The organism is Micromonospora sp. NPDC048907 (genome assembly GCF_055586885.1).
Window position 1 is genome coordinate 514,129 of record NZ_JBVJHI010000005.1, and the last position, 23,501, is coordinate 537,629.

A 23,501-nucleotide genomic window follows, 5' to 3' on the forward strand; every position below is an offset into this window, starting at 1 on the left:
TCGGGGCCGGTGTGAGTGGAGTCACTGTAGCGAGGCGGACTCATTGCGGCAAGGTTTCGATCGTGACGTGAAAGGACACGACTTTGTGACGACAGATGTCGACAGCGGCTCCGCCCCTCGCGTTCGGGGTGCGGCAACGAGAACGGCCGCCGACCGCGGTTCAGCGGTCGACGGCCGGAGCGTCGTCGGAGGGTCGGGCAGGCGATCCGGGCCGGGCGCCCTCGGCGCCCGGCCCGGCGGTCAGCGACCGGGGGCGGGCGCGGTGGAGCCGCGCACCACCAGTTCGGGCTCGAACAGCAGCTCGTCGTGCAGCACCCCGGCCCCCTCGATCTGGGTGACCAGCAGGTCCACCGCGGCCTGCCCCATCGTCTCGATGGGCTGCCGCACCGTGGTCAGCGGCGGGTCGGTGCAGGTCATGAACGCGGAGTCGTCGTAGCCCACCACGGACACGTCGGTGGGCACCGCGTGGCCCAGCCGCCGCGCCGCCCGGATGGTGCCCAGGGCCAGCACGTCGCTGGCGCAGATGACGCCGGTGACGCCCCGCTCGATCAGCTTGCTCGCCGCGACCCGCGCCCCCTCCATGGAGAAGCTGGAGCGCTCGACGTACGCCGTGTCGTCGGCCCAGCCCGCCGCCTGGATCATCGCGGCCAGCTTCCGCCGGGACGGGACGTGCCCCTCCGGACCGAGCACCATGCCGATGCGCTCGTGCCCGAGCGAGCGCAGGTGCCCGTACGCCTGCTCGACGGCCACCGCGTCGTCGGTGGAGACCCGGGGGAAGCCCAGCTCGTCGACGCCGGCGTTGACCAGCACCACGGGCAGGCCCCGGTCGGTCAGCCGGCGGTAGTGCTCGTGCGTGGCGTCGGCCAGGGCGTACGACCCGCCCGCGAAGATCACGCCGGAGACCTGGTGGTCGAGGAGCATCTCGACGTAGTCCGACTCGGACACGCCGCCGATCGTGCGGGCGCAGAGCGCCGGGGTGAAGCCGCGCTGCGCGAGGGAGCCGGTGACCACCTCGGCGAGTGCCGGGAAGATCGGGTTCTGCAGCTCGGGCAGGACCAGGCCGACCAGCCGGGCCCGCTCGCCGCGCAGCTTGGTCGGGCGCTCGTAGCCGAGCACGTCGAGCGCGGTGAGCACCGCGGTCCGGGTCGCCTCGGACACGCCCCCGCGCCCGTTGAGCACCCGGCTCACGGTGGCCTCGCTGACGCCCGCCTTGCGGGCCACCTCCGTCAACCGTTTCGTCACGGCCGCAATCCTACGTCGTGTTCTTGCAAGAAATGAACAAGGGTTGGCGGTGAATGTGCCTGGTCCGGGCCGCGCGAGGGCCACGCGGACGGGGTCGGGGTCACCGCGAGTGCTAGAAAGATTCGAACAAACAGGAGCTTGAATATTGACAAACGCCGGGAATAACATGAGGCACTTCTCGGCGGGCGCGTCTCAGCCGCGCCGACGCCACCACCGTCTCCCCCGTCCCCCGGTGAAAGTGGGTAGTCCGATGCAGCGGAGCGTGGAAGGCGCGGCGGGCCGGCGCCCGGCCGTGCCGACAATCAGGATCCTCGCGGCGGCGGCCACCGCCCTCGCGCTGGCCGTACCGTCCGGGAGCGCCGCCCTGGCGGGCGGCCGCACCGGCCCGACCCCGGTGGTCACCCGGGCCGGGCTCGACCCGGCGCTGGTCGCCGGCCGGGGAGCCGACGTGGACTTCGTCGAGCAGGAGGCCGAGCACGCCCGAACCACCGGCACGGTCATCGGCCCGGACCGCGCCGCCTACACCCTCGCCGGCGAGGCGTCCGGGCGGCGGGCGGTCCGCCTCTCCCCCGGCCAGTACGTCGAGTTCACGCTCCCGCGGGCGGCCAACGCGCTCACCGTCCGGTACAGCATCCCCGACGCCCCCGGCGGCGGCGGGATCACCGCGCCGCTGCGCGTCACCGTCGGCCGCGGGCCGGCCCGCACCATGACGCTCACCTCCCAGTACGCCTGGCTCTACAACCAGTACCCGTTCACCAACGACCCGGGCGCCGACCTGCTCCACCCGGACTGGTGGATCACCGAGTGCTCGTGCGTGCCGGCGGCCACCACGCCCGCACCGACCATCACCAAGCCGTTCCGGCCGCACCACTTCTACGACGAGCAGCGCCTGCTGCTGGGCCGCACCCACCGGGCCGGCGAGGTGGTCCGGCTGACGGCGCCGACCGGCACGGCCGCCGCGTGGACGGTGATCGACCTGCTCGACGCGCACCTCGTCGCCCCGCCCCGGGTGCTGCCCCACGCCGTGAACGTGCTGGCCTTCGGGGCCGACCCGACCGGCCGCCGGGAGTCCGCCGACGCGTTCGACCGGGCCGTCGCGTACGCCCGCCGGGTCGACCGGACGCTGTACCTGCCGCCGGGCACGTACCAGGTGAACCGGCACATCACCGTCGACGACGTGACGATCACGGGCGCCGGCAGCTGGTACACGATCGTCAAGGGCCGCGAGGTCGCCCTGGACACCCCGGCACCCGACGGCTCGGTGCACACCGGCGTCGGCTTCTACGGCCGCGACGCCGCCGACGGCGGCAGCAGCGACGTCCACCTCTCCGGCTTCGCCATCGAGGGCGACGTGCGCGAGCGCATCGACACCGACCAGGTCAACGCCATCGGCGGGGCGCTCAACCACTCCACCGTCGACGGCCTCTACCTGCACCACACCAAGGTCGGCCTGTGGTTCGACGGCCCGATGACCGACCTGCGGGTCACCGGCACGGTCATCGCCGACCAGATCGCCGACGGGCTGAACTTCCACACCGGCGTCACCCACTCCTCGATCTCGCACAGCTTCATCCGCAACACCGGCGACGACGCCCTGGCCATGTGGTCGGAGGGGACCGCCAACGCGCACAACACCTTCGACCACAACACCGTGCAGTCCCCGGTGCTGGCCAACGGCATCGCCCTCTACGGCGGCAGCGACCTCACCGTCTCGCACAATCTGATCGCCGACCCGGTCCGCGAGGGCAGCGCCATCCAGGTCGGCTCCCGGTTCGGCGCCGAGCCGTTCGGCGGCCAGCTCCGGATCACCGGCAACACCACGGTCCGGGCCGGCACGTACGACCTGAACTGGAACATCGGCCTCGGCGCGATCTGGTTCTACGCCCTGGACCGCAGCATCGACGCCGACATCCAGGTGGTCGGCGACCGCTACCTCGACAACACCTACAACGCGATCATGCTGGTCAGCGACTGGCCGGTGAAGGACGCGGTCTCGATCAGCAACGTCCACTTCCGGGACATCCGGGTCGACGGCACCGGCACCTCGGTGGTGAGCGCCCGGACCGCCGGCTCCGCGTCCTTCGCCGACGTGGACGCGCGCAACGTCGGCGCGGTCCCGGTGAACAACTGCGGGTCGTTCCACTTCACCCCGGCCGGGTCGGAGTTCACCCTCACCGACCTCGGTGGCAACGACGGCGGCTGGCTCGCCCCCTGGCTGCTGCCCAACACCATCACCTGCGACGACCGCCCGCCCGTGACGCCTCCGCCACCGCCCGCGCCGTGGTGAGGTGACCCCTTCGACAGCGGCCCGGCGGGCGACTACCCGCCGGGCCGCTCCCGGCCCGGGGGCGGACGGATCTCGCTGCTGAGCGGAGGCGCTCAGCTGGTCAGCCAGCGGTGGATGCAGGTGAGCAGGTCCTCCGCGTCGACCGGCTTGGTCACGTAGTCGCTGGCGCCCGAGGAGATGCTCTTCTCCCGGTCCCCGCGCATCGCCTTGGCGGTCACCGCGATGATCGGCAGGTCCGCGTAGCGGGGCATGGCCCGGATCGCGGCGGTGGCCGCGTACCCGTCCATCTCGGGCATCATGACGTCCATCAGCACCAGGTCGATGTCGTCGTGCCGCATCAACGTCTCGATGCCCTTGCGCCCGTTCTCCGCGTAGACCACGTCCATGCCGTGCAGTTCGAGGATGTTGGTGAGGGCGAAGACGTTGCGGGCGTCGTCGTCGACCACGAGCACCTTGCGGCCGGACAGCTCCCGGACCACCGGGTCAACGGCCGGGCCGCGGTCCGCTGCCGGCGCCGTGAACGACGGCACCCGCTCCGGGGCATCCGCCGTCAGGTGCAGCACGATCCGCTCCCGCAGCTCGTCGAGGCTGCCGAGGATCTCCAGCGGACGGTCCGTGGCCATGCCGTGGAGCAGGGCGTCCTGCCCCGCCGCGAGCGGCTGCCCGTGGTACGCGAGCACCGCCAGGCCGCGCAGGCCCGGATGCTCGTGCAGCGCCTTGAGCAGCGCGGTGCCGCGCTCGTCGCCCGCGTCGAGCTGCAGGACGAGCAGGTGGTGGCGGTGCCGGGCGAGCGCGTCGACGGCCGCCTCGACGTCCAGCGCGGTCGACACCTCGACCGGGCCGCCGATCTCCGCGGCCACCCCGCGCGCGAGCAGGGTGAGCAGCCCCTTCTCGTGCGGTTCGAGCACCAGCACCCGCCGCTGCTGCTGCTCCACCCAGCGCTGGGCCTCCGACTCCGGCGGTGCCGCCATGAGGGCCGGAACGCCGGGGCCGGCCTCGGCCAGCGCAGCGGTGGCCGTGGCGGGCAGGTAGAGGGTGAAGGTGCTGCCCTGCCCGAGGACGCTCTCCGCGGTGATCTGCCCGCCGAGCAGCCTGGCGATCTCCCGGCTGATGGACAGGCCCAGGCCGGTGCCGCCGTAACGCCGGCTGGTGGTGCCGTCGGCCTGCTGGAACGCGTCGAAGATGGCGGTCAGGTGCTGCTCGGCGATGCCGATGCCGGTGTCGACCACGCGGAACGCGATGACCGTCTCCCCCGCCGACATCCCGGCCGGCAGCTCGTCCGGGCGGGCCCGCTCGATGCGCAGCTGCACCCGGCCCTTCTCGGTGAACTTGACCGCGTTGGAGACCAGGTTGCGCAGCACCTGCCGCAGCCGCTGCTCGTCGGTGTGCAGCCGGGCCGGCACGTCCGGGCCGGTGACCAGGTCCAGTTCCAGCCCGCGCGGCGTGGTGAGCGGGCGGAACGTGGCGTCGACGTAGTCGCGCAGCGTGGACAGCTCGAACGTCTCCGGGTTGATGTCCATCTTGCCGGCCTCGACCTTCGACAGGTCGAGGATGTCGTTGATGAGCTGGAGCAGGTCGGCGCCGGCCGAGTGGATGACGGTGGCGTACTCCACCTGCTTCGGGGTGAGGTTGCGGTTGGGGTTCTGGGCCAGCAGCTGGGCCAGGATGAGCAGCGAGTTCAGTGGCGTACGCAGCTCGTGGCTCATGTTGGCGAGGAACTCCGACTTGTACTTCGAGGCGAGCGCGAGCTGCTGGGCGCGTGCCTCCAGCTCCTGGCGGGCCTGCTCGATCTCGGAGTTCTTCGTCTCGATGTCGTGGTTCTGCCGGGCCAGCAGGGCGGCCTTCTCCTCCAGCTCGGCGTTGGAGCTCTGGAGTTCCTCGGAGCGGGCCTGCAGCTCCTCGGAGCGGGCCTGCAGCTCGGCCGCCAGCCGCTGCGACTCGGTCAGCAGGACGTCGGTACGGGCGTTGGCGACGATGGTGTTGACGTTGACGCCGATGGTCTCGGTGAGCTGCTCCAGGAAGTCCCGCTGGACGTCGGTGAACCGGCCCATGCTGGCCAGCTCGATGACGCCGAGGACCTGGTCCTCGAAGAGGATCGGCAGCACCACCAGGTGCAGCGGCACGGCCGCGCCCAGGCTGGACGAGACGGTGACGTAGTCGGCCGGCACGGCGTCCACCACGATGGCCCGCTTGCTGAGCGCGGCCTGCCCGACCAGCGAGTCGCCGAGGGCGTACCGGCGGCGGGTGGCGTCGTGGCCGTAGCCGCCGACCACCCGCAGGCCGCGGCCGTCGGCGGTGTCGTCGACCAGCAGGAACGTGCCGAGCTGCGCGGAGACCAGCGGGGCCAGCTCGTTCATCACCAGGCCGGCGACCACCTCCAGGTCCCGGTGGCCCTGCATGAGACCGGAGATCCGGGCCAGGTTGGTCTTGAGCCAGTCCTGTTCCTGGTTGGTCCGGGTGGTCTCGCGCAGCGACTCCACCATGGAGTTGATGTTGTCCTTCAGCTCGGCGACCTCGCCGGAGGCGTCGACGGTGATCGAGCGGGTCAGGTCGCCGGTGGCGACCGCGCTGGTCACCTCGGCGATCGCCCGCACCTGCCGGGTCAGGTTCCCGGCCAGCTCGTTGACGTTCTCGGTGAGCCGCTTCCAGGTGCCGGAGACGCCCTCGACCTCGGCCTGGCCGCCGAGGCGGCCCTCGCTGCCGACCTCCCGGGCCACCCGGGTCACCTCGGCCGCGAAGCTGGAGAGCTGGTCGACCATCGTGTTGATCGTGGTCTTGAGCTCCAGGATCTCGCCGCGGGCGTCGACGTCGATCTTCTTGGTGAGGTCGCCCTGCGCCACCGCGGTGGTCACCTGGGCGATGTTGCGCACCTGCCCGGTGAGGTTGTTCGCCATCGAGTTGACGTTGTCGGTCAGGTCCTTCCAGGTGCCGGCCACGTTCGGCACCCGGGCCTGGCCGCCCAGCTGCCCCTCGGTGCCGACCTCGCGGGCCACCCGGGTCACCTCGTCGGCGAACGCGCTGAGCGTACCGACCATCGTGTTGATGGTCTGGGCGAGCACGGCGACCTCGCCCTTGGCCTCGACGGTGATCTGCCGGCTCAGGTCGCCCTGGGCGACGGCGGTGGCGACCAGCGCGATGGAGCGCACCTGGTTGGTCAGGTTGTTCGCCATCTCGTTGACGTTGTCGGTCAGGTCCTTCCAGGTGCCGGCCACGTTGGAGACCCGCGCCTGACCGCCGAGCCGGCCCTCGGTGCCCACCTCGCGGGCCACCCGGGTCACCTCGTCGGCGAACGCGGAGAGCTGGTCGACCATCGTGTTGATGGTCTCCTTGAGGGCCAGGATCTCGCCCCGGGCGTCCACCCGGATCTTCTGCGTCAGGTCGCCCTTGGCGACCGCGGTGGTGACCTCGGCGATGCTGCGGACCTGGGCGGTGAGGTTGTCCGCCATGACGTTCACCGACTCGGTGAGGTCCTTCCAGGTGCCGGAGACGCCCTTGACGTCGGCCTGGCCGCCGAGCCGGCCCTCGGTGCCCACCTCGCGGGCCACCCGGGTCACCTCGTCGGCGAACGACGACAGCTGGTCCACCATCGTGTTGATCGTGTTCTTCAGCTCCAGGATCTCGCCGTGCGCGGTGACGGTGATCTTCTGGGAGAGGTCGCCCCGGGCCACCGCCGTGGCCACCTGGGCGATGCTGCGCACCTGGTCGGTCAGGTTGCCGGCCATCGAGTTCACCGAGTCGGTCAGGTCCCGCCAGGTGCCGGCAACCCCGCTGACCTGGGCCTGCCCGCCGAGCCGGCCGTCGGTGCCGACCTCCCGGGCCACCCGGGTCACCTCGTCGGCGAACGACGACAGCTGGTCCACCATCGTGTTGATGGTGCTCTTGAGCTCCAGGATCTCGCCCCGGGCGTCGACGGTGATCTTCTGGGAGAGGTCGCCCCGGGCCACCGCCGTGGTCACCTGGGCGATGTTGCGTACCTGGCTGGTCAGGTTGCCGGCCATGAAGTTCACCGAGTCGGTCAGGTCGCGCCAGGTGCCGGCGACGCCGGGCACCTCGGCCTGACCGCCCAGCCGGCCCTCGCTGCCGACCTCCCGGGCCACCCGGGTCACCTCGTCGGCGAACGACGACAGCTGGTCCACCATCGTGTTGATGGTGACCTTCAGCTCCAGGATCTCGCCGCGCACGTCGACCGTGATCTTCTGCGACAGGTCACCCCGGGCCACCGCCGTGGCCACCTCGGCGATGTCGCGCACCTGGTCGGTCAGGTTGCCGGCCATCGCGTTGACCGAATCGGTCAGGTCCTTCCACGTGCCCGAGACACCCGGCACGTCGGCCTGGCCGCCGAGCTGACCCTCGGTGCCGACCTCCCGGGCCACCCGGGTGACCTCGGAGGTGAACAGGGAGAGCTGGTCGACCATGCCGTTGAAGACGGTGGCGATCTCGCCGAGCAGGCCGTCGGCGTCCTCCGGCAGGCGGGTGCCGAAGTCGCCGTCCCGGACCGCGGTGAGACCGGCCAGCAACTGCCGGAGGCCCGGGTCGGCCATCGGGCCGCCCGCCGCCGGGGTCGTTTCGCGTCGCCGCGGGATCGTCTGGTCGACCACCACTACCGCCTCCGGGACAGCCGGGTGCCTCCCGGCAACGATTGCAACCGCGCAAGTATGCACAGACCCGCGCCGGCCCGGTGCGCGGGCGAGGCGTGGGAGAGGAAAACGCACCGCCACCGAGGGGAGTCGGTGGCGGTGCGTGGGCCCGGGCGAGGCGGCAGCGCCGTGCGTCGCACGGGATGGTGAAGGGCCGGGCGGTGGACCGCCCGGAACGGATCAGGCCTCGGTGAGCTGGCCCCGCAGCTTGGTCAGCGCGCGGGCGAGCAGCCGGGACACGTGCATCTGGGACACGCCGACCCGGGCGGCGATCTCGCTCTGGGTCAGGTTGCCGTAGAAGCGCAGGGTGAGAATCTTCTGCTCACGCTCGTCGAGGGTGGCGAGCGCCGGGCCGAGGGAGGCGCGCAGCTCGGCCAGCTCGTACTCGTTGTCCTCGGTGCCGATGGTGTCGCCCAGCTCGGTGGCGCTGTCGCCGTCACCGATCGGGGTGGACAGCGAGACGGCGTTGTAGGCGCGGGCGCCCTCCAGGCCCTCGAGCACCTCTTCCTCGGTGACGTCGAGGTGGCTGGCGATGTCGGCGACGGTCGGGGCCCGGTTGAGGGTCTGGGTCAGCGTGCTGTTCGCCTCGGAGATGCGCAGCCGCAGCTCCTGGAGGCGGCGCGGGACCCGGATGTTCCAGGTGCGGTCGCGGAAGTGCCGCTTGATCTCACCCAGGATGGTCGGGATGGCGAAGCCCGCGAAGTCCACGCCCCGGGAGGCGTCGAAGCGGTCCACGGCCTTGATGAGGCCGAGCGCCGCGGTCTGCGCCAGGTCGCCGGCCGGCTCGCCGCGGCCGCTGTAGCGGGCGGCGAGGTGGTTGGCCAGCGGCAGCCACGCCTCGATGACCTGGTTGCGCAGGGCCGGCCGCGCCGGGTGGCCCTCGGGCAGCTCGGCCAGAGCCGTGATCAGCTGGCTGGCCCGGGTCTCCTCGCCGGTCACCGCCGTGCGGTGCACCTCGCCGGTCGTGGTCGGCGCGATGGTCGTCGTGGTCATGCTGCCCTTCCTGTCCTGAGGAGAACGGGTGCCTCCTGAGCACCGGTCGTGCCAGTCACCCTAGACCAAAGGATGCCGTCTGATCAACCGAACGGACGATGGAGATTTCCCTCAGAAGCGGACAAATACCCGGTGGCGCATCCCACGCGAGCGGTCAGCGGTCCAGCAGTGGCCGGTAGTCGGCGGCCGTGAGAGGCAGCGACGACACGTTCCCGTCGGCCCGGGGCACCTCCAGCGGCTGCCCGCCCCGGCGGAACGCGACGCTGTCCACGTCGGGGCGCTGGGTCAGCGTGCAGACGATCTGCCCGAAGGCGAGGACCTCGTCGTTGCGGCCGGTCTCCTCGCCGGCCTGGCGCACGTCGACGGTCACCACCGTGCCGTCCAGGACGGCCCCGGCCACCGCGACCGTGCCGGGCAGGGCGGTGGCCAGCCCGCGGCCCCGCTCCGCGCTGTCCGGCCCGGCCAGCAGGTGTTGCAGGTGGGTGTCCACCCCCGGCAGGCCGTCGACCCGGCGGGTGACCGCCGCCAGCCCGTCGCCCCGGACGAAGCACAGCGGCTCGTCCACCCGCCCGTCCGGCTCGGCCGTCGCCGTGCCCGCCGGGGTCGGGAAGCCGCCGGCCGGCGGCCGCACCGGGCGGGGCTCGTCGTCGACGGGCACCCCGCAGCCGCCCAGCAGGGCCGCGGCGACCAGCACCGGGAGCAGCCGGCGGGTCATGCGCCCGCCCCCGGCAGCTCGACCCGGAACCGGGCGCCCGGCTCCCGGTCCACCACGGCCGCGTGCCCGCCGTGCGCGGCGGCGTGCTGGGCCACCAGGGCGAGACCGAGGCCGGTGCCGTCGGTGCCGGCCCGGGCGTGCGCGGCCCGGCCACGGACGAAGCGGTCGAAGATGACCTCCCGATCGGCCTCCGGCACGCCCGGTCCCTCGTCCTCGACCTCCAGGACGCCGATCCCGTCGCTCATCCCCAGGCGTACGGCGACCGGGCCGCCGCCGTAGCGCACGGCGTTGTCGAGCAGGTTCAGCAGGATCTGCTCGAACCGGCGCCGGTCGACCCGCCACCGGGCCGGGCTGCCGTCGACCATCTCGACGAGGCTCTCCGGCAGCGCCCGCTCGCGGCAGGCGGCGCGGGCCAGCGCGGCCACGTCGACCGTGTCGCGGTGCGCGGGCTGCTCGGTGCGGGCCAGCTGGATCAGGTCGTCCACCAGGCGCTGGAACCGGGCCACCTCGTCGGCGACCAGTCCCGCCGCGGTCGCGGTCCGCGCGTCCTGGTGCTCCCGGCGGCGGGTCAGCACGCTCGCGGCGGCGGCCAGGGTCTGCAACGGGGAGCGCAGCTCGTGACTCACGTCGGCGGCGAACCGGCGGTCCCGCTCGATCCGCCGCACCAACTGGTCGACCATGTGGTTGAACGAGGTGGAGAGCCGGGTGAGGTCCGGGTCGGTGGTGGGGTCGAGCCGGGTGGCGAAGTCGCCGGCCGCGATCCGCTCGGCGGCGTCGGCGACCGCGGTGAGCGGCCGGACGCTGTGCCGGGTCGCGTACCAGCCGAGGGCCGCGCCGGCCCCGGCCACCATGATGGCCACCGCGGTCAGCGCCAGCCCGACCACCTGGAAGGTCCCCTCGACCTCCCGCAACGAGGTCAGCTCGTAGTAGCCCCGTTCACCGGAGAGCGGGACGCCGACCAGCAGCGTCGGCTGCCCGTCGAGGCGGACCCGCTGCACGGCCGGCTGGCCGTCCGCGACCAGGCGTTGCAGCTCCACGGGGACCGAGCCGGCACCGACGTCGGCGGTGCGGGCGTACCAGCCGTCGCGCAGGTGCAGCAGCGGGCGGCGGCTGCTGCCGGTGTCCAGTGAGCGCAGCACCGCCACGACGTCCGGGGTCCCGGTGTCCAGCCCGGACCGGACCACTGCGGCGTCGTAGTAGGCGGCCCGGACGGCCGCGCGCTCCCGCTCGTCGAGCAGCGAGCGGCGGGTCAGGTCGTACGAGAAGAGGGCCATCACGGCGGCGAGCAGCAACGCGCCGACGGCGAACGCGGCGGTGACCCGGGCGCGCAGTCCGAGGCGGGTCATCGCTGGAGCTTGTAGCCGAGGCCGCGGAGCGTGACCAGATGCCGCGGGTTGGCGGGGTCCGGCTCGATCTTCTGCCGCAACCGGCCGACGTGCACGTCGACCAGCCGCTCGTCGCCGGTCTCGTACCCCCAGACCCGGCGCAGCAACTGCTGCCGGGACAGCACCCGGCCGGCGTGTTCGGCCAGCTCGCAGAGCAGCCGGAACTCGGTGCGGGTCACCGCGACGGGCCGGCCCGCGCGGCGGACCTCGCCGGCCTCGGCGCTGATCTCCAGGTCGCCGAAGACCTGGGCCGGGACGGCGTCCGTCACGACCCGGCCGCGCCGGCGCAGGGCCCGCAGCCGGGCGGACAGTTCCTTGATCGCCACGGGCTTGATGACGTAGTCGTCGGCGCCGGCCTCCAGCGCGGCGACGATGTCGTGGGTGTCGTCGCGGGCGCTGACCACCACGATCGGGACGTCGTCGTCGCGGCGGAGCCGGCGGATGCACTCGAACCCGTCGAGGCCGGGCAGCATGAGGTCGACCAGCACGTGGTCGGCCGGGTTCTCGCGCTGCCGGCGCAGCCCCTCCTCCGCGGTGGCCGCCCCGGACGCGGAATAGCCCTCCTCCTCCAGGGCGAGCAGCAGCGCGAGCCGGATGCGGTCGTCGTCCTCGATCACCAGTACGGCCGTCATATGCGCATCATGACGGCCCGCCCCCGGGGCGCCCACCCACGTCAGCCGTTCCCGGCTTTTGTCATGGAACTGTCACACAACCGCGCGGCGCCCTCCACGGTCGGTGCGCAGGGTGGAGCCGGACCGGACAGTCGCGGGCGGCGAGGGAGGAACGGTGAACGGCAGCACGCTGGTCGGAGCGCTCGTCGTCGGGCTCGCCGTCGGCGCGGTGGGTCGGCTGGTCGTGCCCGGGCGCACGGCCGCGCCGGTCTGGCTGACCCTCGCCCTCGGCGTGGCCGCCGCGCTGCTCGGCGCGATCGTCGTGGGCCTGGTGGACACCGGTCCCGGTGGGCCGGCGGTGTGGCCGCTTGTCGTGCAGTCCGGGTTTGCCGCCGTCGCGGTCGTGCTCGCGGTGCTGGCCGCCGGGCGTCCGGGGCCCGGGAAGCAACCGCCGCCCCGACCGGGCGCGCGGCGGAAGGAGGGATTGTGACGGTCGTACCCGCGGAGCACCTGATGCTGCTCATCTGCGACGGCTGCGGTGACAGCGTCACGGGCACCGGCTGCATCCTGCCGGACGCCGAGGTGGTCTGGACGCTGGTGTTCGACAACGGCTGGGTCGGCTCCCCCTTCGCGTCCGGGCCGCACCACTGCCCCCGGTGCGGCGCGCGGGCCGCCCTGCACGACGGCGGCCTCGGCGTCGACGACCTCGACGGGGTGGGTGGGGCGCCGGCCGTCCCCGAGGCCGACTCCGCCGATCGGGTACGCCGGGCGCTGGCGGAGGCCGCCACGGTGGGTGACCGGGTGCTTGTCGACCTCACCGAGGTCGAGGTGATCGACTCGGCCGGGCTCGGGCTGCTGGTCCGGGCCCACCAGGAGACCCGGCGGGACGGGCGACGGCTGTGCCTCGTGGCGCCGTCCCGGTTCGTGCGTACCGTGCTGCACACGATGCGGCTGGACGGGGTCTTCGCGGTCGTCGACAGCCGGGCCCGGGCGCTGGGCGGGTCGGCCGGTCCGGCGCCGCGTCGTCCCGCGGCGCCGGTGGAGAGCCGCGAACGAGCCGAAGGAGCCCGCAGCTCGTGATGTCCTGGCCGTACCCCGATTTCCCGTTCGCCGGCGACGGGCCCCCGCCCGACGGCGCGGACGTGCGGCTTGCCGCCCTGGTGGCGCAGCGGTTGAGCATCGACTGGACCACCCGGCGCCAGCAGATCACGGTCACGGCGCAGAACCGGGTGGTGATCCTGGCCGGGGTGGTGACCGATCCGGAGACCCGGCGGGCGGCCGGCGAGCTGGCCTGGGACGTCTCCGGGGTGTTCGACGTCTGCAACGCGCTCCGGCTGCGTTGCGGGTGGCGCCGCGGTCGCTGAGTGGTTGCACGGATCGACTCTCGCCTCTACCCTCGGCGTGGGAGCGCTCCCGTGGCTGCCACGTCGGACTTTCCGGGCGAGTTCCCGGCGGGCACCGTCCAACCACCACCCACCAGATGGGACGATCCCGCATGTTCTCGATCCCCCGCCCGTCCCGGCGGCACCTCCTCGTGGGCGGCGCCGTCGGTGCGCTGGCGCTGGCCGCGACCGCCGTCCTGCCCTCCACCAACGCCATGGCGGCGACCGGCTGCGCCGTCACCTACTCCACCAACTCCTGGCAGGGCGGCTTCACCGCCACGGTCACCGTGAAGAACCTCGGGGACCCGGTGAACGGCTGGACCCTGGGCTTCACGTTCCCCGACGCCGGGCAGCGGGTCACCCAGGGGTGGTCGGCGACCTGGCAGCAGAGCGGCAGCGCGGTCACCGCGCGGAGCATGAGCTACAACGGCTCCCTCGGCACCGGCGCGAGCACCACCGTCGGCTTCAACGGCTCCTGGACCGGCGCCAACCCCGCCCCGACCTCGTTCACCCTCAACGGCACGGCCTGCACCGGCGGGACCACCCCGACCACGCCGCCGCCGACCACCACTCCCCCGCCCAGCACCCCGCCGCCGACCACGCCGCCGCCGACGACGCCCCCGCCCACCGGCACCACCCCGGTGGCGATCAACGGCCAGCTGCGGGTGTGCGGGGTCAACCTCTGCAACCAGTACGGCCGGCCGATCCAGCTGCGCGGCATGAGCACGCACGGGCTGCAGTGGTTCGCCAACTGCTACAACGACGCCTCCCTCGACGCGCTGGCCGGCGACTGGCAGGCGGACCTGCTGCGCATCTCGATGTACGTGCAGGAGCAGGGCTACGAGACCAACCCGACCGGCTTCACCAACCAGGTCAACAACCTGGTGGACAAGGCCGCCGCGCGCGGCCTGTACGCGCTGATCGACTTCCACACGCTGACGCCGGGCGACCCGATGTACAACCTGGACCGGGCGAAGACGTTCTTCGCCGCGGTCTCGGCCCGCAACGCCGCGAAGAACAACGTGATCTACGAGATCACCAACGAGCCCAACGGCGTGAGCTGGTCGACCATCCGGAACTACGCCGAGCAGGTCATCCCGGTGATCCGGGCGAACGACCCGGACGCCGTGGTCATCGTCGGCACCCGGGGCTGGTCGTCGCTGGGCGTGTCCGAGGGCGGCAACTCCGACGAGATCGTCAACAACCCGGTCCGGGCCGACAACATCATGTACACGTTCCACTTCTACGCCGCGTCCCACAAGGACAACTACCGCAACGAGGTGCAGCGGGCGGCCGCCCGGCTGCCGCTGTTCGTCACCGAGTTCGGCACGGTGACCTACACCGGCGACGGCGCGGTCGACACGGCCAGCAGCACGGCCTGGCTCGACCTGCTGGACCGGCTGAAGATCAGCTACGCGAACTGGACGTACTCCGACGCGAGTGAGGGCAGCGCGGCGTTCCGGCCGGGCACCTGCGCGGGCGGCAGCTACGCCGGCACCGCCGTCCTCACCGACTCCGGGACCTTCCTGCGCAACCGCATCCGCACCCCGGACAACTTCCCCACGTCCTGATCCCGGCGCGGCCGGCGGCGGCCTCCTGAGGGGCCGCCGCCGGTCAGTCCGGCAGCAGTCCGGCGCGGCGCCAGAGCAGCCGGCCCGGACCGGCGATCAGGCCCAGCTCGCCGAGGTGCTCGGCGATGCGCTGGGCCGACCAGCGCAGCGTGGCCCGCCAGTGCGGGTTCGCCCGGGCCGCGGCCACCCCGTCCGCCGGCGGGATGCCGACGGCCGCGTACGCCCGCGGGTTGACCAGGCGGCGGGTGATCGAGTACGCGGCCCGCCCGATCACCAGCCGCGCGTAGCCCAGCGCGACCGGGCCGGCGGCCTCGACCTGACGGGCCAGCTCGTCCCGGGCGAAACGCACGTGCCGGGCCTCCTCGACCACGTGGATCCGGGACACCATCCGGATCAGCGGCTGGATGGACTCGTCGGCCATGGCCTCCCGCTGGAACGCGTCGAGCATCTCCTCGGCGATGAGGATGGCCGCGTACATCTGCGGGCCGGTGGCGGTGGCCTTGAGCCAGCGCCCGAGCAGGTGGTCGACCGGATCCGCCCGGTAGACCGGGCAGCCGAGGGCCTCGATGAGCCGGCCGAACATGATGGAGTGCCGGCACTCGTCGGCGACCTCGGTGAGCGCGTACTGGGCGTGCCGGCTGGTCGGGTCGGCGTCGTAGTAGTGCCGGATGAGCATCTGCATGAGGATCGTCTCGAACCACAGCCCGGCGCTGGCCACGCTGGCCACCTCGTGCCGGGTCAGCGCGATCCGCTGCTCCTCGCTCATCGCCTCCCACAGCGCGGTGCCGTAGAGGCTGCTGCGCCGCGGCGGCATCCAGTACGCCCCGGGGACGTGCGGCGCCGACCAGTCGATGTCGACGACGGGGTCGTAGCTCGTGCGCACCGAGGCGGCGAGCAGGCGGGTGGCCACCGCCTCGCGCGGGAATCCGGCCGACGTCCCCTCCATGACCCCTCCTGATTGACGTAACTTCGAGTAACTGTTACGACTGGTAGCATGCGACGCACCTCCACCGATGTCAATGGCTTGGACACACCGCCGGAGCCGGCCGCACCCGCGCGCACCGGCCGGCGCGACCGCTGGGCCGACCACCGCGAGCAGCGGCGGCAGGAGCTGATCGGGGCCGCCGTGCAGGCGCTGCTGCGGCACGGGCCGACCGTCGACATGGACCAGGTGGCCGCCACGGCCGGGGTCAGCAAGCCCGTGCTCTACCGCTACTTCGCCGACAAGGCCCAGCTCTGGCTGGCCGTCAGCGAGGTGGTGGCGGCCCGGGTCGTCGACGCCGTGGCCCCCGCCGTCGAGCGCGTCCGCGAGGAGCGCGCGCTGGTCGAGGCCACCATCGACGCGTACCTGAGCATCATCGAGTCCGAGCCGACGCTCTACCGGTTCCTGCTGCACGAGGCCGGGCATCCCGGCATCCAGCAGGTGGTGACCGGCACGAGCCGGCAGGTGGCCACCGGCCTGGCCCGGGTCATCGGCGACCGGCTGCGCGCGCTCGGGCTCGACGCCGGCCCGGCCGAACCCTGGGCGTACGGGCTGGTCGGGTTCGTGCAGGCGGTCGGTGACTGGTGGGCCACGCACGGCCAGCCGATCCGCCGGGCCGCGCTCACCGACTACCTCACCACCCTGCTCTGGAGCGGCATCGAGGGCGTCCGGCGCGGCGCCGACCTGCCCCACGAGCTGACCCGCGCCCACGAGCGGATCGAGCGGTGAGCTGGCAGGGTCCCGCGGAGATCGCCGGCACCCCGGTCCGGCTGCACGCCAGCGGGCGCTGGGAGCCGGTCGACGGGCGTTACCACTGGGCCGGGCGGATCGAGCCGGAGCCCCGGATGCTGCGGCTGCTCCGCTCCGGCCGGCGGGACGTCGAGGTCCGGGTCGGTGAGCGGGTCGCCCGGGGCCGGCTCGCCGAGGCCGACCCGTGGGGCGGGGTGCGGATCACCGGCGTGGGCGCCCCGCCGTGGCCGCCGGACTCCGAGGAGGACTGACCGCCGCGCGACGCGGGCGAGGACGGCCGCCGGCCGGCGTACCGTGGATCGGATGACGCCGACCGCCACCGTCCTGCTGGTGTTCGGGCGCGGGGTGCTCGCGGGCGACGACGGCTACCGGCTCAGCGCCGGGAGCGCCGCCCGGGCCCGGGCGGCCATCGGGTACGTCCGCGCGCACGCGGCCGAGTTCCGGCGGGCCGCCGGGGCGCGGGTGGTGTTCACCGGCGGCTGGCCGCACGGCCCCGCCGGGGCGCCAGGTCCGCCCGCCGGGTACCGGGAGGGCGAGCTGATGCTCGCCCTGGCCCGCGCCGCCGGGCTCGACGGATACGCCCGGCTGCACGCCGAGACGCGGTCCCGGACCACCCTGCAGAACCTGGCACACACCGTCCAGGACGGACTGCTCGCCGGCGAGGTCTTCACCCCGGCCCGGCCGCTCGGGCTGGTCTCCCACCCGTGGCACCTGCCCCGGATCCGGTTCCTCGCCGGCAAGGTGCTCGGCTTGTCCGGCGCGGCGCTGCTGGACGTGCCCGTGACCGGGCCCGATCCGGTGCCCGCCGGCCGCGAGCGGGTGGCCCGGGCCGCCAGCCGCGTGTGCTATCTCGGCCTGCGCAGCCCGGAGGCGCTGCTGCGCCGGGAACGCGGCCTGGCCCGCTCGGCGCAGCGCGTCGCGCACCTGTTCGGTGGCTGACCGGGAGGGGTTCGCCGGCCGGCGCCACGGGTAAGGACGGTCGTCGATCGGTTCCGACGGCGGGGCCGGCGGGCGACGGGTCCACCCGGGAGGTTCCGTGATCGTGCTGGTGCCGGTGTACCGACCCGGGGACCACCTGCTGCGGCTCGTCGTCGACCTGGCCGCCGCGCTGCCCGCGGCGCACGTCGTGGTCGTCGACGACGGCAGCGGCCCGACCGCGGCCGCGGTGCTCGCGGCCGCCCACGACCGGGGCGCCACCGTGCTCGGCCGCCGCGTCAACCGGGGCAAGGGCATCGTGCTGAAGACCGGCTTCCGCTACGTCGCCGGCCACCACCCGGGGCGCGACGTGGTGTGCGTGGACGCCGACGGGCAACACCTGATCCCCGACGTCGTCCGGGTCGCCGGCCGGATGCGCGACACCGGCGCGTTGGCACTGGGCGTGCGCCGGTTCGACGGCGAGGTGCCGCTGCGCAGCCGGCTCGGCAACGCGGTGACCCGGGCCGCGTTCCGGCTGGCCACCGGCGTCCCCGTGCGGGACACCCAGACCGGGCTGCGGGCGTACCCGGCCGGGCTGCTCGGCTGGCTGCGGACCGTCCCCGGCGAGCGGTTCGAGTACGAGATGAACGTGCTGCTGCACGCGGCCCGGGCCGGACTGCCGATCGCGCAGGTCCCGATCGCCACCCGCTACCAGGCCGGCAACGCCTCGTCGCACTTCTCCTCGCTGACCGACTCGGCCCGGATCTACGGGCCGCTGGCGCGGTTCGCCGCCGCCCGGGTGCTCGGGCCGGACCGCCGCGGCGACGGTATGGCCCCGGCCGGGGTCACGTCGTCGCGTCCCACACCTGCGACTCGAACTCCCTGAGCTGGTGCCGCAGCTCCTGCGGCCAGGCCGTCCGGAAGGAATGGTGGTCGGCCGGGATCAACCGGACCAGTTCCTCGACCATCTCCCCCGGGTCGCGCTGGTTCTCCAGGTAGTCGGCGAAGTCGGGCCGGTCCAGCAGGGCGGTCGAGGGGTCCCACCACTGGGACATCGCCTCGACACCGGTGTCGTTGTAGCCGGTCCGGTAGGGGCCGGGGTTGACCACGGCCACCCGGACGCCGCGCGGTTCCAGCTCGCCCTTCATGGCCCAGGCCAGCGCCTCGATGGCGTGCTTGGTGGCGGCGTAGACGCCGATGAACGGCCGGGTCCGGATGCCGACCGCGGAGGACACCCAGACGACCTTTCCGGCGCCCCGCGCCAGCATCGGCGGCACGAGGTCCTGCACGAGGTGCACGTGCGCGAACACGTTCACCTCGAAGGACCGGCGGATCCGGTCCATCGGGATCTCCACCACCGCCCCGGCCTCCTGGACGCCGGCGTTGAGCACCAGGATGTCCACGCGGTGCCGCCGGGCGGCGGCGCGGTCGGCCGGGTCCGTCACGTCCAGCTTGATCACGTCGAGGGCCACCCCGGCGCGCTCGGCCTCGGCGCGCAGGTCGCGCACCTGCGGCCAGATCTCGGCGCCGGCGATCACGTGGTGGCCGGCGCGGGCCAGGCCGAGGGCGGCGCCCCGGCCGAGGCCGCTGCCGGCCCCGGTGATCAGGATGTCGGCCACCTCGGTCAGCCCTGCCGCGCCTTCTGCCGGGGATCCGCCTTGTTGAGCACGAACACCTTGCCTCGGCGGCGTACCACGATCGAGTTGGCCTTGCGCTTCAGCGCGCGCAGGGAGCTTCGGACCTTCATCCCGTTCCTCCGTTCCCGCTGGTTTCCCGGTTCGCGGTCGGGTACCCGCCGGGGCCGCCGTCATGCGCGGTAACCGGGGGCGGCAGGCTGCTTCCCTGCCGCCCCCGGCCCGGGGTCACGGGTAGCTGACCACGTTCACCGGGACGGTGTTCGTGCCCTGGGCCGTGCCACCGGTGTCGTTGATGACGTGGGTGATCGACCCGTTGCCGCCCAGCGAGACGGTGAGCAGGCTGTGGAACCGCACGCCGGCCCTGGTCGGCGCCTCGAAGCCGTGGTACGCCGCGATGGTCGGGTCGACGTTGAAGTAGCAGTAGCTGCCCATCCCCCAGCCCTCGAACGCGCTGACCCCGTCGGCCACCTTGAACGCGGCGTAGCCGACCCGCGAGCCGCTCATCCAGGCCGACGCGCTCGGCGGGTCGTACGGCAACTCGTTCTGGAAGAAGATCGTCCGCCCGTTGTTGCCGTTCCAGATCACCTCGTACTTCTGGTAGTGCTCGACGAAGAGCCCGAGCGCCGTCACGTTGTTGCCGTTGACGATCAGGCCGGTGTCGGCGGTGTTCACCGTCCACCCGACGCCGGTGCCGTGGTCGCCGCGCCAGGCCCAGATGTGGTCGATCAACGCGTCGTTCTGGTTGACCACCAGGCTCGTGGTGGCCTTGCCCGCGCCGGCGCCGCCGATGCGGAAGAAGACGTCCTGGATGGAGGTCGGGTTGGTGGCGTGGCTCGCGGTCGCGCCGGCCGGGCCGACCTGGAGCAGCACCGGCGAGTTGGTGGGGCCGGCGTCGAAGAGCAGCCCGGCCAGCCGGACCCCGTCGACGTCGGCGACGGTCATGGGGACGACCCCGTTCTGCGGGATCAGCGTCGGGTAGCCCACGCCGAGCACCACGGTCCCGGGACGGGTGACCGTGATGGTCTGGCTGACCGGGTAGACGCCGGGGGTGAAGAGCAGGTTCAGGCCCTGGGCCAGGGCCGCGTTGATGGTGGCGGCCGAGTCACCCGGCTTGGCGACGTAGAACTGGCTCAGCGGCACCGAGGTGCCGGGGGTGGCCCCGCCCAGCCAGGACGCGCCGCTGGCGTTGGTCCGGGTCGACGGGACGAAGACCTGGTAGGCGCCGCCGCCGTCGAGGTAGAGGTAGGGGATGTCGCGGCTGACCGGGGTCTGCGCCAGGGTGGTGTACGCCGGGTTGGGGAAGCTGGTGGCCGGCGCACCGACCACCCCGGAGTTGGTCACGTTCCACACGGCGTTGAGGTAGCCGCCCACGTTGCTGTCCCGCGTGTACCACTGCTGCTGCGAGTACGGCTGGACCACGCCGGTGACCCGGCTGTCCGCGATGTAGCCGCCGCTGGCCCAGCCGTAGCCGTTGGGGGCCAGGTTGAGGTCGCCCTGGATGTCCATCCGGCGGAACGGCGCGGCCTGCGAGACGGCCCACCGGGTGAACCCGGCCGACGGGAACACCTGCATGTTCGACGCCGACCGCCAGAAGTTCTGGGTGGCGTTGCCGTTGAACCAGCCGGCGTCGACGGTGACGTCCCCGTGGATCCGGACGTCGCCGGGATTCCGGCCGAGCCCCATGATCGAGGTGTAGAAGCCGATCTGCGCGTTGATGCCCGAGTAGTCGCCCGGCTTGAACATGAGGGCGTACCGCTGGGTGCCGAACTGGTTCGACTCCTGGGTGCGGAAGACCGCGTCGAGCTGGCTCTGGATGCTCGCGCTCGACATCGACGGGTCGAAGGTGATGACGTTCGGCCCGAGCGAGCCGCCGCCCGGGATGGTGCCGCCGCCGGTGGTGTTCACGGTGAGCTCCCAGAGCGAGTATCCCCAGCCGGTGGCGCGGGCGGTGCCGTACATCCGCACGTAGCGGCCGGAACCGCTCACGGTGAGGGTGTCGCTCCCCCCGTCCCCGGTGGTGGTGGCGTACACGGTGGTCCAGGCGGCGCCGTCGGTCGAGGTCTGGATCTGGTAGGCCCGCCCGTAGGCGGCCTCCCAGCTCAGCACGACCCGGCAGAGGGTGCGGACGCTGCCGAGGTCGACCTGGAGCCACTGCGGGTCGCTCGCCGCGCTGGCCCACCGGGTGGTCGCGCTGCCGTCGACCGCCGCCCCGGCGGGGGTGCCGGCGTTCTCGGTGGACGAGGCGGTGGCCGGGCGGCCCTGGGCGGCGTTGGTCGCGGTGTCGCAGCCGGCGCCGCCGCCGGTGGCGCCGTAGACCTGGAACTCCCACAGCGAGTAGCCGTAGGCGGTGGCCCGGGCGGTGCCGGTCATCCGCACGTAGCGGCCGGTGCCGCTGACCGTGAGGTCGTCGGTGCCGCCGTCACCGGCCGCGGTGCTGAAGACGGTGGTCCAGGTGGTGCCGTCGGTCGAGGTCTGGATCTGGTACGCCCGGGCGTACGCGGCCTCCCAGGCCAGGGTGACCCGGGAGATGGTGGCGGTGGCGCCCAGGTCGACCTGGATCCACTGGGGATCGGCGAAGGCGCTGGCCCACCGGGTGCCGGTGTTGCCGTCGGTGGCGTTGCTGGCCGGCACGCCGGCGTTCTCCACCGAGGAGGCGGTGGTGGGCCGCCCCTGGGAGAGCAGCGGATCGGCGGCCCGGGCCGCGGACGGCGGCGCCACCAGGGCCACGGTGGCGAGCAGCGCGGCCAGCACGGCGAGCAGCCGGCGCAGCGGCGGGCGGGGTGGGTTGTGGTGCGGCGGGACGGGTGACATGGGCGTCTCCGTGGCGGGGGTGGAGGGGAGCGGAACGACAGACCGGTTACCGAGATGTTGCGGTCTGCCGTTCCGCTGGACCCTTCCTCCGGACAGGGACGTATGTCAATTCCTCGAAGCGCCTCGCGGGGCTTTTTTCGCGCCTTGTGAAAAGTCCGGAACTAAGCGGGGGACGGCCGCCGGGAGCGCCCTCCCGCGACCGCCGCCCGGGTCAGGTGACGGTGCAGGGAATGCCGTTGAGGGTGAAGGCGGCGGGCCGCCCGGTGTTGCCCGTGTGGGTGGCCTGGAAGCCGATGCTCACCGAGCCGTTCGGGGCGATGGTGCCGTTGTAGGAGACGTTGCGGGCGGTCACCGCCCCGCTGGCCGGGGCGTACGTGGCGTTCCAGCCGCTGGTGATGCTCTGCCCGCCGGGCAGGGTGAACGCGAGGGCCCAGCCGTTGACCGCCGTGCCGGCCGTGTTGGTGATCGTCACGGACGCCGTGAACCCGGTGTTCCACGCGTTCACCCCGTACGCGACCCGGCACCCACCCGACGGCGGCGGCGTGCTCGGCGGCGGCGTCGTGGGCGGGGGGCTCGTCGGCGGCGGGCTGGTGGGCGGAGGGCTGGTCGGCGGCGTCGTGGTGTCCAGACCGAAGAAGCGCACGGCCTGGGCCGCGTCGACCGGCAGGTTGTGCGAGACGCCCTGCATGCTGATCGCCTCGACCGTCGCGGTGCCGCCGGTGCCGCCGTAGCGGGTGCGGGTGTAGCCGGCCTGCGGGCTGTCGGTGTACGCCGGCGTCTGGCTCAACCCGTTCACGTCGGTCCACTGCTTGATCTCTTCGGTGAAGTTCGGGTACCGCAGCGTCTCGTCGTTGGTCCCGTGCCAGAGCTGCATCCGGGGCCGCCGCCCGCTGTATCCCGGGTACGCGTTGCGGACCAGGTCACCCCACTGCTGCGGGGTCTTCACGACCTGGCCGTTGGCGCACTCGCTGTTCCACTCCGAGCCGTTGGTGGTGGCGAAGCAGCCGAAGGGCACGCCGGCGAAGGCCGCGCCCGCGCTGAACACGTCCGGGTAGAGCCCGAGCAGCACGTTGGTCATCATGGCGCCCGAGGAGACGCCGGTGGCGAAGATCCGGTTCGGGTCGACGGGGTACCGCTGCCGCACGTGGTCGACCATCGACTTGATGCCGACCGGGTCGCTGCCGCCGTCGCGGCGCAGTGCCTGGGGCGAGGAGACATCGAAGCACTGGCTGCTGCGGGTCACCGACGGGTAGACGACGAGGTAGCCGTACCGGTCGGCCAGGGCCGCGAACTGGGTGCCGGAGTACATGGCCGGCCCGGACCCGGTGCAGTAGTGGTTGACCACGAGCAGGCCGGGCCGCGCCGCGACGGTGTTCGGGACGTACAGGTACATCCGCAGGTTGCTCGGGTTGGCGCCGAAGTTCGTCACCTCGGTCAGCGCGGCGGCTGTGGCGGGGCCGGGAGCGGTGAGCGCCGCCAGGGCGGCCAGCCCGGCGGCGGCCACGGCGGCGCCGAGCAGCCGTAGTCTTCTCCTTCTGGGCAGCATGGCATCTCCTGAGGTGGTGGGGACGCCGCGCAGGGCG

At 73.1% G+C, this 23,501-nt stretch carries 20 protein-coding genes; 9 read left to right on the forward strand and 11 right to left on the reverse strand.

Annotated elements, in window-relative coordinates:
• Window positions 1-240: 240 nt before the first annotated feature.
• Window positions 241-1,242 (reverse strand): LacI family DNA-binding transcriptional regulator, encoded by a 1,002-nt coding sequence (locus tag ACZ6PY_RS20450; RefSeq protein ID WP_466074391.1) that lies wholly within the window; start codon window positions 1,240-1,242, stop codon window positions 241-243.
• A 250-nt stretch (window positions 1,243-1,492) separates the two neighbouring features.
• Between ACZ6PY_RS20450 and ACZ6PY_RS20455 the strand changes: the two genes are divergently transcribed.
• Window positions 1,493-3,529: a glycosyl hydrolase family 28-related protein gene (locus tag ACZ6PY_RS20455; protein WP_466074393.1), complete on the forward strand. Its 2,037-nt coding sequence runs from the start codon at window positions 1,493-1,495 to the stop codon at window positions 3,527-3,529.
• A gap of 92 nt (window positions 3,530-3,621) precedes the next feature.
• Here the strand turns inward: ACZ6PY_RS20455 and ACZ6PY_RS20460 are convergent, their stop codons facing one another.
• From ACZ6PY_RS20460 to ACZ6PY_RS20480, 5 genes are all read right to left on the reverse strand, one after another.
• A complete protein-coding gene (locus tag ACZ6PY_RS20460) occupies window positions 3,622-8,070 on the reverse strand; it encodes a HAMP domain-containing protein (RefSeq protein ID WP_466074395.1) in 4,449 nt (1,482 codons plus the stop codon).
• 276 nt (window positions 8,071-8,346) lie between these two features.
• Window positions 8,347-9,159, reverse strand: coding sequence for a SigB/SigF/SigG family RNA polymerase sigma factor (locus ACZ6PY_RS20465; RefSeq protein ID WP_466074397.1), 813 nt, complete (start codon window positions 9,157-9,159; stop codon window positions 8,347-8,349).
• A gap of 154 nt (window positions 9,160-9,313) precedes the next feature.
• Window positions 9,314-9,874: a GerMN domain-containing protein gene (locus ACZ6PY_RS20470; RefSeq protein WP_466074399.1), complete on the reverse strand. Its 561-nt coding sequence runs from the start codon at window positions 9,872-9,874 to the stop codon at window positions 9,314-9,316.
• On the reverse strand, window positions 9,871-11,220 hold the full coding sequence (locus tag ACZ6PY_RS20475) for a sensor histidine kinase (protein WP_466074401.1): 1,350 nt from the start codon (window positions 11,218-11,220) through the stop codon (window positions 9,871-9,873). The genes ACZ6PY_RS20470 and ACZ6PY_RS20475 overlap by 4 nt, the downstream gene beginning before the upstream one ends.
• Window positions 11,217-11,891: a response regulator transcription factor gene (locus ACZ6PY_RS20480; RefSeq protein WP_466074403.1), complete on the reverse strand. Its 675-nt coding sequence runs from the start codon at window positions 11,889-11,891 to the stop codon at window positions 11,217-11,219. Before ACZ6PY_RS20480 ends, ACZ6PY_RS20475 begins: the two co-directional genes overlap by 4 nt.
• Before the next feature lie 154 nt (window positions 11,892-12,045).
• Between ACZ6PY_RS20480 and ACZ6PY_RS20485 the strand changes: the two genes are divergently transcribed.
• From ACZ6PY_RS20485 to ACZ6PY_RS20500, 4 genes are all read left to right on the forward strand, one after another.
• Window positions 12,046-12,360: a hypothetical protein gene (locus ACZ6PY_RS20485; protein WP_466074405.1), complete on the forward strand. Its 315-nt coding sequence runs from the start codon at window positions 12,046-12,048 to the stop codon at window positions 12,358-12,360.
• Window positions 12,357-12,950: an STAS domain-containing protein gene (locus ACZ6PY_RS20490; RefSeq protein ID WP_466074407.1), complete on the forward strand. Its 594-nt coding sequence runs from the start codon at window positions 12,357-12,359 to the stop codon at window positions 12,948-12,950. Before ACZ6PY_RS20485 ends, ACZ6PY_RS20490 begins: the two co-directional genes overlap by 4 nt.
• Window positions 12,950-13,234 (forward strand): BON domain-containing protein, encoded by a 285-nt coding sequence (locus ACZ6PY_RS20495; protein ID WP_466074409.1) that lies wholly within the window; start codon window positions 12,950-12,952, stop codon window positions 13,232-13,234. Before ACZ6PY_RS20490 ends, ACZ6PY_RS20495 begins: the two co-directional genes overlap by 1 nt.
• Before the next feature lie 131 nt (window positions 13,235-13,365).
• Window positions 13,366-14,823 (forward strand): cellulase family glycosylhydrolase, encoded by a 1,458-nt coding sequence (locus tag ACZ6PY_RS20500; protein WP_466074410.1) that lies wholly within the window; start codon window positions 13,366-13,368, stop codon window positions 14,821-14,823.
• 43 nt (window positions 14,824-14,866) lie between these two features.
• Here ACZ6PY_RS20500 and ACZ6PY_RS20505 read toward each other — a convergent pair whose 3' ends face one another.
• Entirely contained in the window at window positions 14,867-15,769 is a 903-nt protein-coding gene (locus ACZ6PY_RS20505) for an AurF N-oxygenase family protein (protein ID WP_466074412.1), read from the reverse strand.
• A 48-nt stretch (window positions 15,770-15,817) separates the two neighbouring features.
• On the opposite strand from ACZ6PY_RS20505, the gene ACZ6PY_RS20510 reads away from it, so the two are divergent.
• From ACZ6PY_RS20510 to ACZ6PY_RS20525, 4 genes are all read left to right on the forward strand, one after another.
• Window positions 15,818-16,534 carry a TetR family transcriptional regulator gene (locus ACZ6PY_RS20510; protein WP_466074414.1) on the forward strand — a complete coding sequence of 239 codons (717 nt, stop codon included), beginning with the start codon at window positions 15,818-15,820 and terminating at the stop codon, window positions 16,532-16,534.
• Window positions 16,531-16,806: a DUF4873 domain-containing protein gene (locus ACZ6PY_RS20515; protein WP_466074416.1), complete on the forward strand. Its 276-nt coding sequence runs from the start codon at window positions 16,531-16,533 to the stop codon at window positions 16,804-16,806. The genes ACZ6PY_RS20510 and ACZ6PY_RS20515 overlap by 4 nt, the downstream gene beginning before the upstream one ends.
• Window positions 16,807-16,858: 52 nt before the next feature.
• Window positions 16,859-17,494 carry an ElyC/SanA/YdcF family protein gene (locus ACZ6PY_RS20520; RefSeq protein WP_466074418.1) on the forward strand — a complete coding sequence of 212 codons (636 nt, stop codon included), beginning with the start codon at window positions 16,859-16,861 and terminating at the stop codon, window positions 17,492-17,494.
• A gap of 97 nt (window positions 17,495-17,591) precedes the next feature.
• On the forward strand, window positions 17,592-18,356 hold the full coding sequence (locus ACZ6PY_RS20525; protein ID WP_466074420.1) for a glycosyltransferase family 2 protein: 765 nt from the start codon (window positions 17,592-17,594) through the stop codon (window positions 18,354-18,356).
• Here the strand turns inward: ACZ6PY_RS20525 and ACZ6PY_RS20530 are convergent.
• The 4 genes from ACZ6PY_RS20530 to ACZ6PY_RS20545 form a co-directional block, all read right to left on the reverse strand.
• The gene (locus ACZ6PY_RS20530) at window positions 18,316-19,089 is read right to left on the reverse strand and encodes an SDR family oxidoreductase (RefSeq protein WP_466074422.1); all 774 of its coding nucleotides are present in this window, start codon (window positions 19,087-19,089) and stop codon (window positions 18,316-18,318) included. The two genes, ACZ6PY_RS20525 and ACZ6PY_RS20530, sit on opposite strands and share 41 nt — an antisense overlap.
• Before the next feature lie 5 nt (window positions 19,090-19,094).
• Window positions 19,095-19,217 (reverse strand): 50S ribosomal protein L36, encoded by a 123-nt coding sequence (locus ACZ6PY_RS20535; RefSeq protein WP_091265774.1) that lies wholly within the window; start codon window positions 19,215-19,217, stop codon window positions 19,095-19,097.
• A gap of 115 nt (window positions 19,218-19,332) precedes the next feature.
• Window positions 19,333-21,918 carry a discoidin domain-containing protein gene (locus tag ACZ6PY_RS20540; protein WP_466074424.1) on the reverse strand — a complete coding sequence of 862 codons (2,586 nt, stop codon included), beginning with the start codon at window positions 21,916-21,918 and terminating at the stop codon, window positions 19,333-19,335.
• 211 nt (window positions 21,919-22,129) lie between these two features.
• Window positions 22,130-23,464, reverse strand: a complete 1,335-nt coding sequence (locus ACZ6PY_RS20545) for an extracellular catalytic domain type 1 short-chain-length polyhydroxyalkanoate depolymerase (RefSeq protein ID WP_466074426.1) — start codon at window positions 23,462-23,464, stop codon at window positions 22,130-22,132.
• Between the last annotated feature and the right edge of the window lie 37 nt (window positions 23,465-23,501).

Coding starts and splice junctions, on each gene's coding strand:
- ACZ6PY_RS20455 (WP_466074393.1), top strand. CDS start 1,493: ATGCAGCGGAGCGTGGAAGGCGCGGCGGGCCGGCGCCCGGCCGTGCCG.
- ACZ6PY_RS20460 (WP_466074395.1), bottom strand. CDS start 8,070: ATGGCCGACCCGGGCCTCCGGCAGTTGCTGGCCGGTCTCACCGCGGTC.
- ACZ6PY_RS20465 (WP_466074397.1), bottom strand. CDS start 9,159: ATGACCACGACGACCATCGCGCCGACCACGACCGGCGAGGTGCACCGC.
- ACZ6PY_RS20470 (WP_466074399.1), bottom strand. CDS start 9,874: ATGACCCGCCGGCTGCTCCCGGTGCTGGTCGCCGCGGCCCTGCTGGGC.
- ACZ6PY_RS20475 (WP_466074401.1), bottom strand. CDS start 11,220: ATGACCCGCCTCGGACTGCGCGCCCGGGTCACCGCCGCGTTCGCCGTC.
- ACZ6PY_RS20480 (WP_466074403.1), bottom strand. CDS start 11,891: ATGACGGCCGTACTGGTGATCGAGGACGACGACCGCATCCGGCTCGCG.
- ACZ6PY_RS20495 (WP_466074409.1), top strand. CDS start 12,950: ATGTCCTGGCCGTACCCCGATTTCCCGTTCGCCGGCGACGGGCCCCCG.
- ACZ6PY_RS20500 (WP_466074410.1), top strand. CDS start 13,366: ATGTTCTCGATCCCCCGCCCGTCCCGGCGGCACCTCCTCGTGGGCGGC.
- ACZ6PY_RS20505 (WP_466074412.1), bottom strand. CDS start 15,769: ATGGAGGGGACGTCGGCCGGATTCCCGCGCGAGGCGGTGGCCACCCGC.
- ACZ6PY_RS20510 (WP_466074414.1), top strand. CDS start 15,818: ATGCGACGCACCTCCACCGATGTCAATGGCTTGGACACACCGCCGGAG.
- ACZ6PY_RS20520 (WP_466074418.1), top strand. CDS start 16,859: ATGACGCCGACCGCCACCGTCCTGCTGGTGTTCGGGCGCGGGGTGCTC.
- ACZ6PY_RS20535 (WP_091265774.1), bottom strand. CDS start 19,217: ATGAAGGTCCGAAGCTCCCTGCGCGCGCTGAAGCGCAAGGCCAACTCG.
- ACZ6PY_RS20540 (WP_466074424.1), bottom strand. CDS start 21,918: ATGTCACCCGTCCCGCCGCACCACAACCCACCCCGCCCGCCGCTGCGC.
- ACZ6PY_RS20545 (WP_466074426.1), bottom strand. CDS start 23,464: ATGCTGCCCAGAAGGAGAAGACTACGGCTGCTCGGCGCCGCCGTGGCC.